Annotated in this window: 17 protein-coding genes; 12 read left to right on the top strand and 5 right to left on the bottom strand. The window is 56.4% G+C overall.

Features of this window, described 5'->3' with window-relative positions; genetic code table 11:
• Positions 1-3 precede the first annotated feature (3 nt).
• The 10 genes from gspI (at position 4) to LZP73_RS16750 (ending at position 8,715) form a co-directional block, all read left to right on the top strand.
• Positions 4-372 carry a type II secretion system minor pseudopilin GspI gene (gspI, locus tag LZP73_RS16795; protein WP_169564997.1) on the top strand — a complete coding sequence of 123 codons (369 nt, stop codon included), beginning with the start codon at positions 4-6 and terminating at the stop codon, positions 370-372.
• Between the two features lie 79 nt (positions 373-451).
• Positions 452-1,156, top strand: a complete 705-nt coding sequence (gene gspJ / locus LZP73_RS16790; RefSeq protein WP_234236170.1) for a type II secretion system minor pseudopilin GspJ — start codon at positions 452-454, stop codon at positions 1,154-1,156.
• Positions 1,156-2,160 (top strand): type II secretion system minor pseudopilin GspK, encoded by a 1,005-nt coding sequence (gspK, locus tag LZP73_RS16785; protein ID WP_234236112.1) that lies wholly within the window; start codon positions 1,156-1,158, stop codon positions 2,158-2,160. The genes gspJ and gspK overlap by 1 nt, the downstream gene beginning before the upstream one ends.
• Before the next feature lie 51 nt (positions 2,161-2,211).
• Entirely contained in the window at positions 2,212-3,396 is a 1,185-nt protein-coding gene (gene gspL, locus LZP73_RS16780; RefSeq protein WP_234236111.1) for a type II secretion system protein GspL, read from the top strand.
• A gap of 1 nt (position 3,397) precedes the next feature.
• The gene (locus tag LZP73_RS16775; RefSeq protein ID WP_234236110.1) at positions 3,398-3,874 is read left to right on the top strand and encodes a type II secretion system protein M; all 477 of its coding nucleotides are present in this window, start codon (positions 3,398-3,400) and stop codon (positions 3,872-3,874) included.
• Between the two features lie 14 nt (positions 3,875-3,888).
• Positions 3,889-4,650, top strand: coding sequence for a type II secretion system protein N (locus LZP73_RS16770; RefSeq protein ID WP_234236109.1), 762 nt, complete (start codon positions 3,889-3,891; stop codon positions 4,648-4,650).
• A gap of 224 nt (positions 4,651-4,874) precedes the next feature.
• Positions 4,875-5,426: an ADP compounds hydrolase NudE gene (gene nudE / locus LZP73_RS16765; RefSeq protein WP_234236108.1), complete on the top strand. Its 552-nt coding sequence runs from the start codon at positions 4,875-4,877 to the stop codon at positions 5,424-5,426.
• Between the two features lie 70 nt (positions 5,427-5,496).
• A complete protein-coding gene (cysQ, locus tag LZP73_RS16760) occupies positions 5,497-6,309 on the top strand; it encodes a 3'(2'),5'-bisphosphate nucleotidase CysQ (protein ID WP_234236107.1) in 813 nt (270 codons plus the stop codon).
• Positions 6,310-6,311: 2 nt separating this feature from the next.
• Positions 6,312-6,791 carry a GNAT family N-acetyltransferase gene (locus LZP73_RS16755; protein ID WP_234236106.1) on the top strand — a complete coding sequence of 160 codons (480 nt, stop codon included), beginning with the start codon at positions 6,312-6,314 and terminating at the stop codon, positions 6,789-6,791.
• Positions 6,792-6,873: 82 nt separating this feature from the next.
• Entirely contained in the window at positions 6,874-8,715 is a 1,842-nt protein-coding gene (locus tag LZP73_RS16750) for an MFS transporter (protein ID WP_234236105.1), read from the top strand.
• A 28-nt stretch (positions 8,716-8,743) separates the two neighbouring features.
• Here the strand turns inward: LZP73_RS16750 and mnmH are convergent, their stop codons facing one another.
• The 3 genes from mnmH to LZP73_RS16735 form a co-directional block, all read right to left on the bottom strand.
• Positions 8,744-9,850 carry a tRNA 2-selenouridine(34) synthase MnmH gene (gene mnmH / locus LZP73_RS16745; protein WP_234236104.1) on the bottom strand — a complete coding sequence of 369 codons (1,107 nt, stop codon included), beginning with the start codon at positions 9,848-9,850 and terminating at the stop codon, positions 8,744-8,746.
• The gene (gene selD, locus LZP73_RS16740) at positions 9,850-10,890 is read right to left on the bottom strand and encodes a selenide, water dikinase SelD (protein ID WP_234236103.1); all 1,041 of its coding nucleotides are present in this window, start codon (positions 10,888-10,890) and stop codon (positions 9,850-9,852) included. Before selD ends, mnmH begins: the two co-directional genes overlap by 1 nt.
• 96 nt (positions 10,891-10,986) lie before the next feature.
• Positions 10,987-12,093, bottom strand: coding sequence for a fatty acid desaturase (locus LZP73_RS16735; protein WP_234236102.1), 1,107 nt, complete (start codon positions 12,091-12,093; stop codon positions 10,987-10,989).
• Positions 12,094-12,242: 149 nt separating this feature from the next.
• On the opposite strand from LZP73_RS16735, the gene fabR reads away from it, so the two are divergent.
• Positions 12,243-12,857 (top strand): HTH-type transcriptional repressor FabR, encoded by a 615-nt coding sequence (fabR, locus tag LZP73_RS16730; RefSeq protein WP_234236169.1) that lies wholly within the window; start codon positions 12,243-12,245, stop codon positions 12,855-12,857.
• Between the two features lie 74 nt (positions 12,858-12,931).
• On the opposite strand, the gene trmA is transcribed toward fabR, so the two are convergent.
• On the bottom strand, positions 12,932-14,035 hold the full coding sequence (trmA, locus tag LZP73_RS16725) for a tRNA (uridine(54)-C5)-methyltransferase TrmA (protein ID WP_234236101.1): 1,104 nt from the start codon (positions 14,033-14,035) through the stop codon (positions 12,932-12,934).
• 157 nt (positions 14,036-14,192) lie between these two features.
• Here trmA and murI point away from each other — a divergent pair, with 157 nt between their 5' ends.
• A complete protein-coding gene (gene murI / locus LZP73_RS16720; protein WP_234236100.1) occupies positions 14,193-15,005 on the top strand; it encodes a glutamate racemase in 813 nt (270 codons plus the stop codon).
• Here the strand turns inward: murI and LZP73_RS16715 are convergent.
• Positions 15,002-15,457 (bottom strand): RNA recognition motif domain-containing protein, encoded by a 456-nt coding sequence (locus LZP73_RS16715; protein ID WP_234236099.1) that lies wholly within the window; start codon positions 15,455-15,457, stop codon positions 15,002-15,004. The genes murI and LZP73_RS16715 overlap by 4 nt on opposite strands.
• Positions 15,458-16,066 lie beyond the last annotated feature (609 nt).

The raw sequence follows: 16,066 nt of genomic DNA, 5'->3' as shown, positions 1-16,066 counted from the left end.
GGCATGGGCCGGGCGCAAGGCATGACCTTGCTGGAAGTGATAGTGGCGCTGGCGGTGTTTTCCATCGCTGCCGTTTCCATCACCAAGAGCCTGGGGGAACAGATGGCCAACATGCCGATCCTGGAAGAGCGCACCCTGGCCCAGTGGGTAGCGGATAACCAGATGGTCGACGCCAGACTGGATCCCAAGTTTCCCGATGTCGGCAAGAAAGAGGGGCGCAGCGAGCTGGCGGGCAAGGATTGGTACTGGCGCAAGGAAGTGGTTAAGACCACAGATGACAATTTTCGCATGATACGTATCAGTGTCAGCGATGACGAGAGATTGCAACGCATCGTGGCCCAAGTGAGCAGTTATGTGCTTAAGACAGAATAGCCCGGCGCCGGCTAACGCCCCGGCTCACACAGGCAAGCATAGCCATTCCCGGCCACAGGCGGGCTTCACCCTGCTGGAGATGCTGATCGCCATAGCCATCTTCGCCATGCTGGGGTTGGCGGCCAATGCCGTGCTTGGCACTGTGCTGGCCAACGACGAAGTTACCAGGGCTTTCTCTGCCAGGCTCAAAGGCTTGCAGCAGGGATTCGGTGCCATAGAGCGGGATCTGGGACAAATGGTGGCACGCACCCCCAGATTGCTGGAGGGCGGACGCGGCAGCACAGTGCTGCAGAGCGGCAATGACATTCTGGGCTCAGAGACGGAGGCACTGGTGTTCTATCGCCTCGGCTGGTTGAATCCGGACGGCATTTTGCCCAGGGGCAGCCTGCAGTCGGTGGCCTATGTGGTGCAGGAGGGCAGGCTGGAGCGCTGGTATTACCCTTATCCAGAGCCCGAGCTGGGCGCCGAACCTCTGAAGACGTTGCTCATGGATAAGGTGGTGTCGGTCGAGTACTCCTTCTTCATCGACGATAAGTGGGAGCGCAAAGTCGAGGCGGCCCAGCTGCCCAAGGCCATCGCCATGGAAGTGGAGATCGAAGGCCTGGGTAAGATACAACGCAAGTTTCTCTTGCCCGTAGGCGCGAATTTGACCGCGAGCGAGGATCAGAATAATGGCTCGGGCAACGGCTCGAATGCGGGTCAGGGCTCGGGCACAAACAATGGCTCAGGCTCAAGTTCCGGCACGGGCAGGGGCTCAGGCAAGAATGATGGGGGCGGCAGCTGATGCGTCCCGTGACCGCCATGGCGGCTAAACAACGTGGAGTGGCGTTGATCGTGGTGCTGCTGATAGTGGCCATGGTGGCGATCATCGCCACCAACATCACCGGCCGCAATCAGTTGTCCATGCGCCGCACCCTGAATCTGGCCCAATACGATCAGGCCTACTGGTATGCCATGTCTTCCGAGGAGCTGGCCAAGAAGGTACTGAAGCAAGATCTGGACGATGCCGAAGGCGTGGTGCACAGGCAGCAATACTGGGCGTTGGCCGATGTGCAGTTTCCGGCCGAACATGGGATCATAAGCGGTAAGATCAGCGACATGCGCGCCTGCTTCAACCTCAACGCCCTGTCGGTTGCCAGCAAGGAGGTCGAAAATGGCCAACCCAAGCTGCCCCTGGCCGCGAGACAGTTCAAGGCCATGTTGGTTGCCATGGGGATGGATGATTTCGCCGCCGAGCATCTGACTCATACACTGAAAGATTACATAGACGAGGACACTACTGCCGGGGCCTTCGGTGCCGAAGATGCCGAATATGAGTCCCGTGATGTGCCCTACAGGGCGGCGAATACCCTGCTGAATCACCGCAGTGAACTCAGGGCCGTGTTGGGATTTACCCAAGACATATACCTCAAGCTGTTGCCCTATGTGTGCGTCATTCCGGGTGACGACCGGCAGCTGTTGAACGTCAACACCCTGGAAGTCGAGCAGGCTGCCCTATTGGCGGGCATGCTGGAGAATCAGATTTCGGTTGGAGAGGCCGAGAGCATCATCAATCAGCGTCCCGCCAGCGGTTATGAGAAGGCGGAGGCGTTTTTTGAAGCCTCGTCCCTGTCGGGTCTGAAGCTGGATGAACAGCAGAAGTCGAGTTTGGTGGTCGACAGCCAGTACTTTCTGCTGCAAGCCGGCGCCAAGGTCGATGACGCCGTCTTCAGGATGGAAAGCGTGCTCAAGCGCGGTAAGGGCAACCAGATGCAGGTCATCACCCGTCAGTTTGGCGGACAAAAATAATAGCAGACGAACTCGGTAAGCGATGACGCCCGGGTTTGGTGGAGAAATACAGTGACTGAAAGGCTATTTATCCGTTTAGGCAGAACAGCGGAGCAAGCATGCTCCTGGTTGGTCTGGTCTGAGCTGGAACAGGAAATCATTGCTTCGGGTGAATTGGCCGATGCCAATGCCTTGTCGAGCCTGGCCGAGCGCGCGGGCAACCGTCCGGTGGATGTCCTGGTGCCGGCCTCGGCCATGACACTCACTCAGGTTTCTCTGCCGGAGAAGGGTCAACGTCAGGCGCTGCGCGCCTTGCCCTTCATGCTGGAAGAAACACTGGCGGACGATGTGGACAACATGCATTTCGTTGTCGGCCCGCGCAGTGGCGACGACCTGAGTGTGGTTGCGGTTGCCCATCAGCAGATGCAGTCCTGGCTATCCTGGCTGGCGGAGGCCGGGATCAAGGTGAAACGCCTGGTGCCAGATTGCCTGGCGTTGCCCTTGGAGCAGTGCCGCTGGGCCGCGATGCGCTTCGGTGACGACTGCCTGTTGCGTATGGGGCCAGGGACAGGGCAGAGTGTGCCGACAAGCTGGCTGCCTGTGGTCCTGCCAAAATTGTTACCCGCCGATGAGCCTGTGACTGTGGCGGGCTACAGCGAGATGAGCCTCGAGGGCACCCAGATGCAACCCCAGCCGTTGGAGTTGCCCATGCAGGTGTTGGCCAAGGGAATACTCCAGGCGCCGATAAACCTGCTTAGCGGCCTCTATGCGCCCAAGCGTGAATACAGCAAACAGCTGCTGATATGGAAAAATGCCGCTATCGTGTTGGCGCTGGCCCTGGTGTTGGCGCTGGTCAACAAGGGCCTCAACCTGTACCAGGCCAATGGCCAGGCCGCCGAGTTGAAGGCACAGAGCGAGGCCATCTTCCGCCAGCTGGTGCCAAATGGCCGTGCGGAGCTCATGCGTTCCCTGCTCGACTCCCAGTTGCGCAGCCTGCAGGGCGCCGGCAATGGGGCCGAGTTCTTCACCATGCTCCAGGGCCTGGAGCCTGCCTTCAAGCAAGTGCCCGAGCTCAAGCCCAACTCCTTGAGATTCGATGCCGCCCGCAACGAGATGCGTATGCAGGTGACAGCCAAGACGTATGCCCAGATAGAGAAATTCAAAGAGCTGGTCGGCCGACGTTACCAACTGGAGGCGGGAGCCATGAACAGCAGCGAAGATCAGGTGACCAGTACCCTGACCCTGAGGAGCAAGTAAGATGACTGAGTTACGCATCTGGTGGGAAGGCTTGGCCTCCCGTGAGCAGCAACTGGTCGGTTTCGGCGGCGTTTTCCTGCTGATAGCTGTCTTCTACTGGGGGATCTGGACCCCGATAGCCAACGCCGAGGCTGATGCGCTGGCGAGCCTCAAGGCACAACAGCAGACACTCGATTACGTGAAGCAGACGGCCAATAAAATTGCCGGCCTGAAACAGTCAGGCGGCAAGGCTGCGGTGACAGGCAGCCTGAGCACCCTGGTGAATCAGGCCGCCGGCAAGTTTGGTTTGGAGATCACCCGCATGCAGCCCCAGGGGGACAAGATCCAGGTATGGATGGATGATGTGCCCTTCGACGCCTTGCTGGGTTATTTGAATGAATTGGTGCAGCAGCAGGGGTTGTCGCTCGAGAGTGTGGACTTGGCCGAGACGGATACCCAGGGGTATGTCAAAGTCAGGCGTATCCAGTTGTCGTTATAAGTTAGGAAGTTGCTGTGAGTTTACTGAAAAAAATAATACTGGCCGTACTGATTTACTTGGTATTTTTGTTGGCTCTCTTCCCGGCTCATTTGGCCCTGTCGCTGGCGCCCTTGCCCGCGAATGTCGGCGTGTCCGGGGTGAGCGGCAGTATCTGGTCCGGCCGCATCGAGAGCCTGAGTCTGCCGCAGCGCAGGCTGGAACGCCTCAGCTGGGAATTGAGCCCCTGGAGCCTGTTGCTCGGCAAGCTCAGCGCCGAGGTCCAGCTGGGCGACAGAAGTAGCCCGGTCACGGGCAAGGGCTTGCTTACCTGGTCCATGGCTGGACTAAGCGCCACCGGCCTGAGGTTCGAGGCGCCGGATAGCTTCATTCTTGGCCGGGCCAAATTGCCCTTTCAGACCCAGGTGAGTGGTGATCTGAGCCTCTTTGTCGAGACCCTGGTCCAGGGGCAACCCTGGTGTGAGGCCTTGAAAGGCAAAGTGTTCCTCAATCAGACCCAGGTCAACAATCAGTTCGGCGAGTATCCCTTGGGTGATATCGAAGTCGGCCTGGGTTGTGTCGAGGGCAAGGTACAACTGACGCTGGATGAAGCCCATAACCAATTGGGGGTCGCCGGGGTCATACAGCTGGATGAGAATAACATGCTCAGAGTCACGGCCAAGGTGAGGGAAACGGCGGCGCAGCCGGAAGATCTCAAGCAGTCGCTGGCCTTCTTGGGTACCAAGGACAGTCAGGGCTATTACCCCATCAAGTATTCGGGACGCATTCCCGGCCTATAGCCGCATCCTATAAAAAAAGCGCAGCGATGCGCTTTTTTTATGCCTGAGGCTCAGGCTCCGGCCAGGAGGGGGTAGAGCAAGGGTTAAAGTGACCGGGTGGCGCCGTCACTGCACGGCTGGCGTCACAGGGCTGAAACTTGTAAATTCAGGTTGTAGATTAACAACAGGGTAGTAAGATTGTCACTTATCGACATTCACTTATCCTCATCTTATCAGGGGCTGTTATGGCACAGCGGCAGAGAAAGCCGGAAATCTTGCATACAGAAATCGTCGCCAAGAGTCGGTTGTTTCAGATAGAGCAGGTTCACCTTAGATTCTCCAATGACGTCGAACGCTATTACGAGCGCATGAAGGGCGGCGGCCGGGGTGCCGTGATGATAGTGCCCGTGCATGAGGGACAGTTGTTGCTGGCCCGGGAATACGCCGCCGGTACCCATAATTATGAACTGGGTTTCCCCAAGGGTCTGATAGATCCGGGAGAGTTACCCTGTGATGCCGCCAATCGCGAACTGCAGGAAGAAATAGGTTTCGGCGCCCGCAGCCTGACCCTGCTGAAGGAGCTGAGTCTGGCGCCCGGGTATTTTGCCAGCAAGATGCAGATATTTCTCGCCGAGGATCTCTACGAGAGCCGTCTCGAGGGGGATGAGCCCGAACCCATAGAAGTGGTGCCCTGGTCTCTGTCCGAATGGCGAACCCTGCTCGATGAGGTGGATTTCTCCGAATCCAGGAGCGTCAGTGCGTTGTTTTTAGCGCAGAAACATCTAGAACTTAAGTAATGCCTTACTCTCTGGCGTCCTGAGGGATACCGTCCGGAGCTGCGTTAGCGGTACAGCGATTGGAGTTGTTATGAAGCCAGAAGATATAATCGACCGAGTCATAGAGATAGCGACCGAAGCCGGTCAGCGCATTCGTGATATTTACCTGGAGGGCAGTTTCGAGCGGGAACTCAAGGCCGACAATACCCCTGTGACCTCGGCCGATCTCGCCGCCCATGACATCATCTATCGCAGCCTGTCGGCATTGACGCCGGACATCCCGGTGCTGTCCGAGGAGGCGGCCGATATCCCCCTGAATGAGCGCGCCTCCTGGAAACGTTATTGGCTGGTGGATCCGCTCGACGGCACGGGAGAGTTTATTGCCGGCAGCGGCGACTTCTCGGTGATCATCGCCCTGGTCGAACATAACAGGCCCGTTGCCGGGGTGGTGTATGTGCCTATGACTCAGGTTTGCTACTATGCGATTGCGGGCCTGGGAGCCTATAAGCGCACTGATAAACAGGAAGTGCGCATCAGCAGTCGGCAGATAGCCACAGGGGAAGAAGCGTCTCTGAGACTCGCCGTCAGCCGCCGACAGGACCCCCAGTCTGTGCTCAAGTTATTCAACCAGCCGAAATATTGCGAGTTGGTGGTCATGGGCGGTGCCGCACTCAAGAGTTGCCTGGTGGCCGAAGGCCGCGCCGATTGTTATGTGCGGATAGGCCCAACCGGGGAGTGGGATACGGGCGCAGCGCAGATCATAGTCGAAGAGGCGGGGGGACAATTGATGGATATCGAGCTCCAGCCCCTGACCTACAACGAGCGTGAAACCCTGGAAAACCCCAACTTCATAGTGGTCGGCGCGCCGAACCTGGAGTGGGATAAGATACTGAGAGGGGAGTAATTTTGTCGGCGGTCATACTCTCATCCCCGTGCGTTTGCGTGCGTCCCGCCACCCGGGATGAATTGGCGCAGATCTATCGGCTCGAATGCGCCGTATTTGGCGAGCACTGCTACCCGGATTTTTTCTTTCGTCAATCCCTGGATTGCTGGCCTGCGGGCTTGTTGGTGGCCCTGGATGCCGAGCAACGGCTGTTGGGTTATCTCTTGGCCGTGACGGCCGAGCGGCAGGGGCAGTTGTGGATCTTGTCTGTGGCCGTCAGCCCGGAAATGCGCGGCCGAGGCATAGGTGCCGCCCTGGTGCGGGCGCTGCTCCAGGCTGTGCCCGCCGGTGCGACCCAGATCCTGCTGACAGTGGATCCCGCCAATCCGGCGGTGCATCTGTACCTCAGGCTGGGTTTTGTGGAGACAGGTTTCGAAGCCGATTACTTCGGTGAAGGTGAGCCCAGGCTGGTGATGACCCATGGCCTGGACTGTGCAGCATGAGTCCCTATGCCCAAGATTTGGGTTGATGGCAGGACGAGTCTTGGCCCCGGGCTGGCATGAAATCAGGTCATAAGGCAGCGATATGCTACTGAGTAAACGTTTCTTACCCTATTTCGTGACTCAGTGCCTGGGGGCGTTGAACGACAACATCTACAAGAATGTGTTGCTGTTGATGGTGACCTATTCCCAGGTGGGGACTCTGCCCACGGGCGTCGATGTCTTCGTCAACCTCGCCGCCGGGGTTTTTATCCTGCCCTTCTTCCTGTTTTCTGCCCATGCAGGTCTGGTTGCCGACAACCGGGATAAGGCCAAGCTGATCCGCTCCCTTAAGCTGCTCGAGCTGGTGATCATGTCCTGTGCCGCCATCGCCATAGTCAATCACGACTATCTGCAGATGTTGTTGCTCTTGTTCCTGATGGGGACCCAGTCGGCCTATTTCGGTCCGGTGAAATATTCCTTGCTGCCCCAGGCGCTGGCCGAAGACGAACTGGTCGGCGGCAATGCCTGGGTCGAGCTGGGGACCTTCCTGTCGATATTGCTCGGCACCCTGAGTGCCGGTTTCATCGTCGCCAGCGAGCGGGCGACCCTCTGGTCGGCGCTGACTGTGCTGTCGCTGGCATTGATCGGGTACCTGGCCAGCCGTGGCATTCCATCCTTGCCGCCGCCAGGTTCGGTACAAAAGCTAACTTTCACTCCTCTCGCCGGCACCTGGCGTACCCTGAAGCAGGCCCGCAGCACGCCGGAAATCTGGATGGCGATTTTCGCCATCAGTTGGTTCTGGTTGCTGGGCGCCACTTACCTGACGCAATTTCCCAACTTTACCAGATTGCATCTGCAGGCGGGGGCCGAAGTGGTTTCCGTGTTGCTGGCCTTGTTTTCCATCGGCATAGCCCTGGGGTCGCTGCTGTGCAGCCGCCTCTCCGCCGGTCAGGTGGAACTCGGCTTGGTGCCATTCGGCGCCCTGGGATTGAGTCTCTTCGGTGGCGATGTTTATTGGGCGACCCCGGAACCCGCTGCCGGACAGCTTTTCGGCCTGCTGGAATTTGTTGCCACGGCCGGACATTGGCGGCTGATGCTGGATCTGCTACTGGTTGGCGTCAGCGGTGGCCTGTTCATAGTGCCTCTGTATGCCTTCATTCAAGCACGTGCCGCCGCAGGTGAATGTGCCCAGGCGATAGCCGCCAACAACATAGTCAATGCCTTCTTCATGGTGTGTTCCGCCATCTTATCCATGTTGCTGCTCGGGGGGGGGGGCTGGAGCATTCCCGAGCTATTTCTGGCGCTGGCGTTGGCCAATGCCCTGGTGGCTCTGTTTGTCTATGTCAGGATGCCCGAGTTTGCCCTGAGGTTTATCGGTTATCTTGTCAGCCACCTCTGGTATAGGGTCAGCGTCGAGGGCCACGAGTGGCTCCCAAGCAAAGGGGATGCCGGGGTGATGATTTGCAATAGTCGGGATGGGGCCGCTGCCTTGTTGGTGTTACGGGCGTCGGCCCGCAAGATAGCTTTAGTGATCCCCGGATCCAGACTGGGGAGCGCTGCCGCTAATGCCGCTGGAGAGGAGCGCCTCTGGTGTGCGCCGCTTCTGCGCCGTGGCGCCGCCCTCGTCATTCGCTCGTCGCTAAAGGCTGAAGAGCATAGGGCGCTTGAGTCCATCCGTCAGGCCCTGGCCCGGGGCGAGCTGGTATGCCTCTTGTTTGCGGACTGTGAAGATGCGAGCGCCGGGGCGGATGAGCTCTGTCCCGGGATCGCCGACATGCTGGCGCGGGAGTCTGTGCCTGTGTTCTCCCTGTCGCTGCGCATGGCCGGGGAAGCGGATACCCAGGGGCGAGGCCCATATCAGGGCAATGGCCCGGGGCTCGCCTTCGGCGCTAAGATTCGGCTGAGCATCAAACCCGGCGTGCTTGGCGCCGAGCCGGGCCGCTAGCAGTGCAGGCGCCTCTCTGGCTCAGGATTCAGCTGTTGGCCCTTTCATCCAACCATTCATGGATGGCCTGGCGGTCGCCGCTGAAAATGACCCTGGGTTGTTTCTGTTGCAGCTGGTAGAGGTACATGGGGTCGTAGTATTTCTCCAGCAACAGAGAGATCCACTCCAGATGCAGGCTGATATCATTGCGCTGCAATTGTGCCGCCAAAGCCCTGGCGATCAACTGCTGGAACTCGCCATGTAACTTGCCACCGAGACGCTTCTTCACCCCATCGATACTCAGCAGCAGGTATTGGCTGAAGGCCTCGAAACCTGCTTCTTCCCCCAGACGCGCGACATAATCCGCATGCATCCGCTGAACATAGTCGCGCAACAATCTCGGCAGCCTGAGCTCGTCAGACTCTTCCAATACCAGAATGGGCGCGTCTTGCATGCTCTCATAGAAGGGCTTGGGTATGGCATTGCGGCCTATGAGGAAGCTTTCATCCTCCAGCAGCAGGCAATGCCCGTTTCTGTCCTGATGCTTGAGCAGTGCCACGGCCAAGCCGTTTTCGAAGTTGATCTGCGACGGCTGGGGGGTGACATTTTTGCCAAAACTCGAGCCCCTGTGATTGGCTATGCCTTCGAGATCTACGGCTTCGCTGCGCTGTTGCAACAGCTCCGTCTTGCCGCTGCCTGTGATGCCGCTGAGAATACAGATGGGCTTTTGCCTGGGCGCCGCGTCTATCACCTCTATCAGGTATTGGCGCATCGCCTTGTAGCCCCCCTGAATGTAGGGGATGGCCATGCCAGCTTCTTCGAGCCATTGCTGGGTCAGCTGAGAGCGCAGGCCGCCGCGAAAACAATAAAGATAGGCCTGTGGCTTGGCGGCAAAATAGCCCAGCCAGGCATCTATCCTCTGTTGCTTTATCTTGCCGCATACCAGTGAGTGTCCCAGTTCGATGGCGGCTTGCTGGCCTTGCTCCTTGTAGCAGGTGCCTACCTTCTGCCTTTCACTGTCGACCATCAGCGGCAGATTGGTCGAGCCGGGAAAGGCGCCTTTGATGAATTCGACCGGCGCCCTGACATCCATCATGGGGTGGTCGCTCACCAGAAGCTGACGGTATTCGCTGGCCGGAATGATGTTGCGCGTCATCAGATGAGTTCCAGGGTGCTGGCAGATGTGCCTTCGACCAGGCTGCCTATACAGACGGGCGCTATGTCATGCTGTTGCAGCAATGCGATCAGTTCGGCTTCGGCCTCGGCAGAGACAGCCACCAACAGGCCGCCGCTGGTTTGGGGATCGCATAGCAGCGCCTTCTGCTCATCGGTTAACTTGGGTAAGTGCTCGCCATAACTGTCGTAATTTCTATGGGTACCACCCGGGACACAGCCCATGGCCAGATAGGCTTCCGCCTTCGGCAACAGCGGAATGCTGCCCAGTGCCAGCCGGGCCTGCAGGCCGGCGCCGTGGCAGACTTCCAGCAAGTGGCCGGCGAGGCCAAAGCCGGTGACATCCGTCATGGCGTTCACGCCCTTTATCTTGGCAATGCTACTGCCTATGGTATTGAGTCGGCACATGGCGTCTATGGCGATATGGGCATCTTCATCCAGCAGCTTCTTCTGTTTCTGCGCCGTGGTGAGTATCCCTATGCCGATAGGTTTGGTGAGGTACAGCCTGTCACCTGCCTTGGCGGTATCGTTCTGCTTGAGTTCCTTGAGCGGGATTTGCCCCGTCACCGCCAAGCCGAAGATGGGCTCGGGTGCATCTATGCTATGCCCGCCTGCGAGCATGATGCCGGCATCGGCGCAGGCCTGACGGCCGCCATCCACCACTCGTTGCGCCACTTCCGGCGGCAGCTTACTCACGGGCCAACCCAAGATGGCGATCGCCATCATGGGGCTACCGCCCATGGCGTAGATATCGCTGATGGCATTGGTGGCGGCGATGCGGCCGAAGGTGAAAGGATCGTCGACTATCGGCATGAAGAAGTCTGTGGTGCTGATGATGCCGGTTTGGTCGTTGAGTCTGTAGACGGCGGCGTCGTCGCGACTCTGGTTGCCTACCAGCAGGTCGGGATCGGTAAATACGGGCAGTTGTGACGCCAGAATAGTGCTCAGCACCTTGGGGGATATTTTACAGCCACAACCAGCGCCGTGGCTGTACTCGGTAAGTTTAATGCTGGACTCTGACATGATCTCGACGGCCTGTATCTGGAATATTAGGACATCATGATAGTCAGATACGGCCACCATGCAAGCTGGCCGTGGGACTTTAGTTGAAAACCCGGATCAGCAATAGCTCGCCGTCAGCAGTTTCCAGTTCTTCTGCTGGACCAGGAAGCGGGCCTTCAGCTCTTCGACCTGGGTCTTGAGCTGAGCGTCGACCAGCTGCTGCCGCTTGGCCTCGAGCAAAGTTTTCTTGGCCTGATAGTACTCCAGCAAGTGGGTCTTCATCAGCTCATATTCGGCATGAATACGCTCGAGCAGCTCATCATAATTATGCAGATGGGCAATCTGATTCTTGGTATGCAGCAATTGCATCTGCAACCTGGCGCTCTCTATGCGCTCCTGGGGACTGGTGCGTAAATCCTTGGCCAAGCCCAGCCAGGATAAACTCTTGATCAACCATTTGGTTGGATCGTAATGCCACCACTTGATGCCGTTGCGATAATCGTTTTCGAAGATATGGTGGAAGTTATGATAACCCTCACCATAGGTAAACAGCGCCAGAATGCCATTGTCACGGGCGGTATTCTTATCTGTGTACGGTTGTTTGCCCCAGATGTGTGCCAGCGAGTTGATGAAGAAGGTGCAGTGATGTACTACCACCAAACGCAGCAGGCCACCCATAAGCAACATGGAGATGATATCGCCATTGAGCCAGCCGAGGAATGCCGGCAGGCCTATGTTCATCAGCAGTGCCAGCGCCAGGTAGTGCTTATGCTGCCACATGACTATCTTGTCGCTCTGCATGTCGCGGACATTTTTATAATCATGATAGCGCTGGGCCTGATACTCGCGCAGCATCCAACCTATGTGGCTGTACCAGAAACCCATGTTCGCCGAATAGGGATCTTTGTCGTTGTCGTCGACATGCTTATGATGAATTCTATGATCTGAAGCCCAATGCAAGGCACTGTTTTGCAACGCCAGGGCACCGCCGAGGGCGAACAGGAAGCGCACCGGCGCACTGGCCTTGTAGGCCTTGTGTGACCAGAGTCTATGGTAGCCTGCGGTAATGGACAGGCCGCTGGCATAGGCCAGGCCGATGAAGGACAGCCATTCGACGGCATCATAGCCGTCGGTCATTCCGCGCCAGGGTATGAGGACAAGGGTACCGAGAAACGTCACGGCAAAGAGTATGACGTTCAGCCAAATCAAAGGGGGTTTTTTCATTTATGAGTTCCAAATATCGCATTGAGCGTACAACTGTAAGCTAATCTATATCAGCGGCAGCATGGGGTCAAGCGCGTTGGAGATGTGTTTCCGGGGCAAAAGCGGTATTATCCCTGGATTACATTCAGTTATGGATTTTTGTTATGGGCATGGGGATAAGGGCACAGCAGAAAGAGAAAACACGGCGGGCACTCGTCGATGCTGCTTTTAACCAGTTGAGTGCCGAGCGGAGTTTTTCCAGTCTGAGTCTGCGTGAAGTTGCACGGGAAGCCAACATAGCACCTACATCTTTTTATCGTCATTTCAAGGACATGAATGAACTCGGACTGACCATGGTCGATGAGGGCGGGCTGACCCTGAGGCAGATGATGCGCAAGGGCCGCCAGCGGGCAGAGGCCGGCGGCAGCGTGATCCGTATCTCGGTCGACACCTTCATGGAAGTGCTGGACTCAAATCCCAATGTGTTTCGCATCCTGTTGCACGAGCGCTCCGGGACCTCGGCGGCGTTCCGGGCCGCAGTCGAGCGTGAAATAGAGCACTTTATCTCCGAGCTGGCCCACTATACCGAAGCCAGTGCCAACCGCTTGCCGGTGCTCGCCAGGGCGCAGGCCGAAGCCTTGGTCACCCTGGTGTTCAATGCCGGCGCTGCGGCATTGGATATGAAACGTGCCGACAGGAAAGTGCTGGCCGATAACCTGGTGATGCAATTGCGTATGGTCGCCACGGGCGCCGAGGCCTTGCAGCGTAAGCTGGAGCATAGATAGCCATACCCGCTAGTGGAGTAATACCCAATAAAAAAGGCGCCCTATGCGCCTTCTTTATTGGGTCGGTTGCCGGGTCAGCATGGGTGTCGTTCGAGCAACACCCCTGACTCCATATGCTCTGTGTAGGGGAATTGGTCGAACAGGGCGAAGCGGACCACTCTGTGGGTTGCGCTCAGAACCTCGAGGTTATTCCGCAGGGTCGTGGGATTGCAGGAAATGTACAGTATCCGTTCATAGCCTTGTACCAGCGCCAGAGTGTCGGGATCTATGCCGGCTCTCGGGGGATCGACGAAGATGGTATTGCACACATAGCTGTCCAGATCTATGCCATCCAGGCGTCTGAAGCTGCGCTTCTTCGCCATGGCATCGCTGAAGTCTTCCGCCGACATGCGGATGATCTGCAGATTCTCTATGCCATTCACTTCGATATTGTATTGTGCCGCATCGACCGATGGTTTGGCCAATTCGGTCGCCAGCACCCGCTCGAAATTTTGTGCCAGTGCAATCGAAAAGTTACCGTTGCCACAATAGAGTTCCAACAGATCTCCCCGGCTGTCTTGGGTAACATCCAGCGCCCATTCGAGCATCTTGACCGAAACCTTGGCATTGGGCTGGGTGAAGCTGTTTTCTATCTGCTTATATAAGAAGGTCTTGTCATTGACCTCGAGTGACTCAACGACGAAATCCTTATCCAGATCAATTTTTTGCTTACGGGCACGGCCAATCAGGTTGACCTTGAACTCGGCCGATAGTCTCTGCTTCAGGGCATTGGCTTGGGCGCGCCAATCGTCATCCAGCTGTCTGTGATACAGTAAGGACACCAGGATTTCGCCACTGAGAGTGGATAAAAAGTCGACTTGAAACAGCTTGTGACGCAGCGTTGGATTGGGTCTGAGTTCGGCCATCAGCGCCAACATCATTTTGTTGATCAATTCGCTCGCCGGCAGATATTGCTCGCAACGCACCTTGGCGTTGAGCACTTTGTCGAACATGTAGTAGTACAGGTCGTCACCTTCGTGCCAGACCCTGAACTCGGCCCGCATACGGTAATGCGCAGGCTCGGATGCAAACACTTCAATCTCAGGGGGCTCAAACTGGGCAAAGGCTTGCTCAAGCTTAATGCGCTTTTGTTGCAATTGCGCGTCGTAGGTTTGAGGGTCCATTGCTGCTAAATTCATTAGTTGATCCACTTTGACCGGAAATTGGGGCGCAAATATTATACCAGGTGACGCAGATGTCCAGTACCTTAGCTTTTGCGGTTTGGCTTGAGCTATGGGAAAATCGGCCGCAGCCCGGCTGTTATGAGTCGTAGCCGTCTTTTAATGGAGAGATCATTTGTCGCGTCCCATTCTCGTGTTTGACTCAGGTATAGGTGGCCTGTCTGTGTTGCAGGAGATCCGCAAGCAACTTCCCGGCAAGGACTGCTGTTATCTGTTCGACAATGCCAGGTTGCCCTATGGTGCGCTCGAAGAGCAGGAGTTGATCGCCGGGTGCGTGGCGCTGGTCTGTGAGTTGGCGACGCACCTCAATGCCGCTGTCGTCGTCATCGCCTGCAATACCGCCAGTACCTTGGTCTTGCCGGCGCTCAGGCAAAGACTGAGTATGCCTATCGTCGGCGTGGTGCCGGCGATCAAGCCCGCGGCCCAGTTGTCTCAATCTAAGCATATAGGCCTGTTGGCAACCCCCGCCACGGTCAAGCGAGCCTATACCCATGATCTGATAAGACGTTTCGCTCATGATTGTCGGGTGGAGTTGTTTGGTTCGGCGGAGCTGGTGTTGATGGCCGAGCGCAAGGCCGCCAGGGAACGTCTGGATCCTGTTGAGCTGGGCCGAGTGTTGCAGCCGGTAGCTGCCACAGAAATCGATGTCTTGGTATTGGGCTGTACCCACTTTCCCCTGCTCAGGACAGAATTACAGGACTATCTGGGTAACAAGGTGACCCTGCTGGATTCGGGGGAGGCGATAGCCAATAGAGTGAGTCATTTATTGCCGGCCGAAGCGGCCTTGAGTGGGGAAGGTCCCTTATTGCAGGCGTTTTATACCAGTGAGGCACTCACCTCAGGACTGACAGCGACATTGACCGCTCATGGTTTCACTACAATTGAGCGGTTACCACCAGGGTCAATGTCGTCTAGTCGAGCAGATTAATTGTCGCCGTTTCGGTCGGTATCAGAATCTTGGGTCTTGGCTTCCCTGACTTTAAGGGTTCTTTCCTGGAAATTGTAGTCGTTGAGTTTGGACATGGCTTTTTGCGCGCCGGCCTCAGACATTTCGACAAAGCCGAAACCTTTACGACGCCCTGTCTTACGATCCCGCACCAGACGCACCGAATTCACTGGGCCGAATTCATGGAATAAATCCTTAACTTCTCCTTCATGTACCTTATAAGGCAAGTTACCTACATATAAGGTCATGGTTGGACCGACATATTCTTCTTCCTCATCATCTGCCGACTTGGCAGGTGTGAATGCAAAGACCAAGCTGGCTATCACTGCGCCAAGGATAAATCCAACATAGGCGGGCAGGCTTGGGGCGAACTGAAAGATCGCAAAGGCTCCGAGTATGGTGACAATCAATATTATAAGGAATGACTTCTGCATAAGATGATCTCTAATGAAATGAAAATTGATAATTAACTGTTAATGGCAGCTTATATGGTAATGAATTATTTACTTTTAAACCAGAGCGCTGACGAAAAAATGAACTTCAACGGTGTTATTTTGACTTAAAGCGTAATTTTGACAACTCGTTTGGCGTCGAGTGAGCCAAAAAATGTTCGTTATGCCTGAAAATTGGACGTCCGAGCTTTTCATTGAGAAAAAGCCCTTGCGCGGCCGCTGGAACTCCCTATAATGCGCATCCACTGACACGGCAGACAGCGAAACACAAGGCGTTAAGCAAGTAGCGGTGACAGTTCATCGACTGATGTATATCAAGTAGATGGGCGGAAAAGAAGTTGAAAAAACTCCTTGACGCCAACCGGGAAATGCGTAAAATGCACGACCCTGAGCTGATGAAGCATCAGCCTCGACCCATTGCCACGCAGTGAATAAGGTCAACGCTCTTTAACAATTTATCAAGCAAATCTGTGTGGACACTCACAGGTGTTGAGTTAATCGAAACTGCTTAGCCTTAGGGTTGGCAGTCAAAATTTAAATCAATGTAACGATGAGTGTTCATAGCAATATGTACAAAGAGTCAATCGCAAG

The organism is Shewanella sp. AS16, from assembly GCF_021412365.1.
In the GTDB taxonomy this organism is placed as follows: Bacteria; Pseudomonadota; Gammaproteobacteria; order Enterobacterales; family Shewanellaceae; genus Shewanella; species Shewanella salipaludis.
Note: the sequence above shows the minus strand (reverse complement) of the source record. Positions and strands in the feature narration are given on the sequence as shown.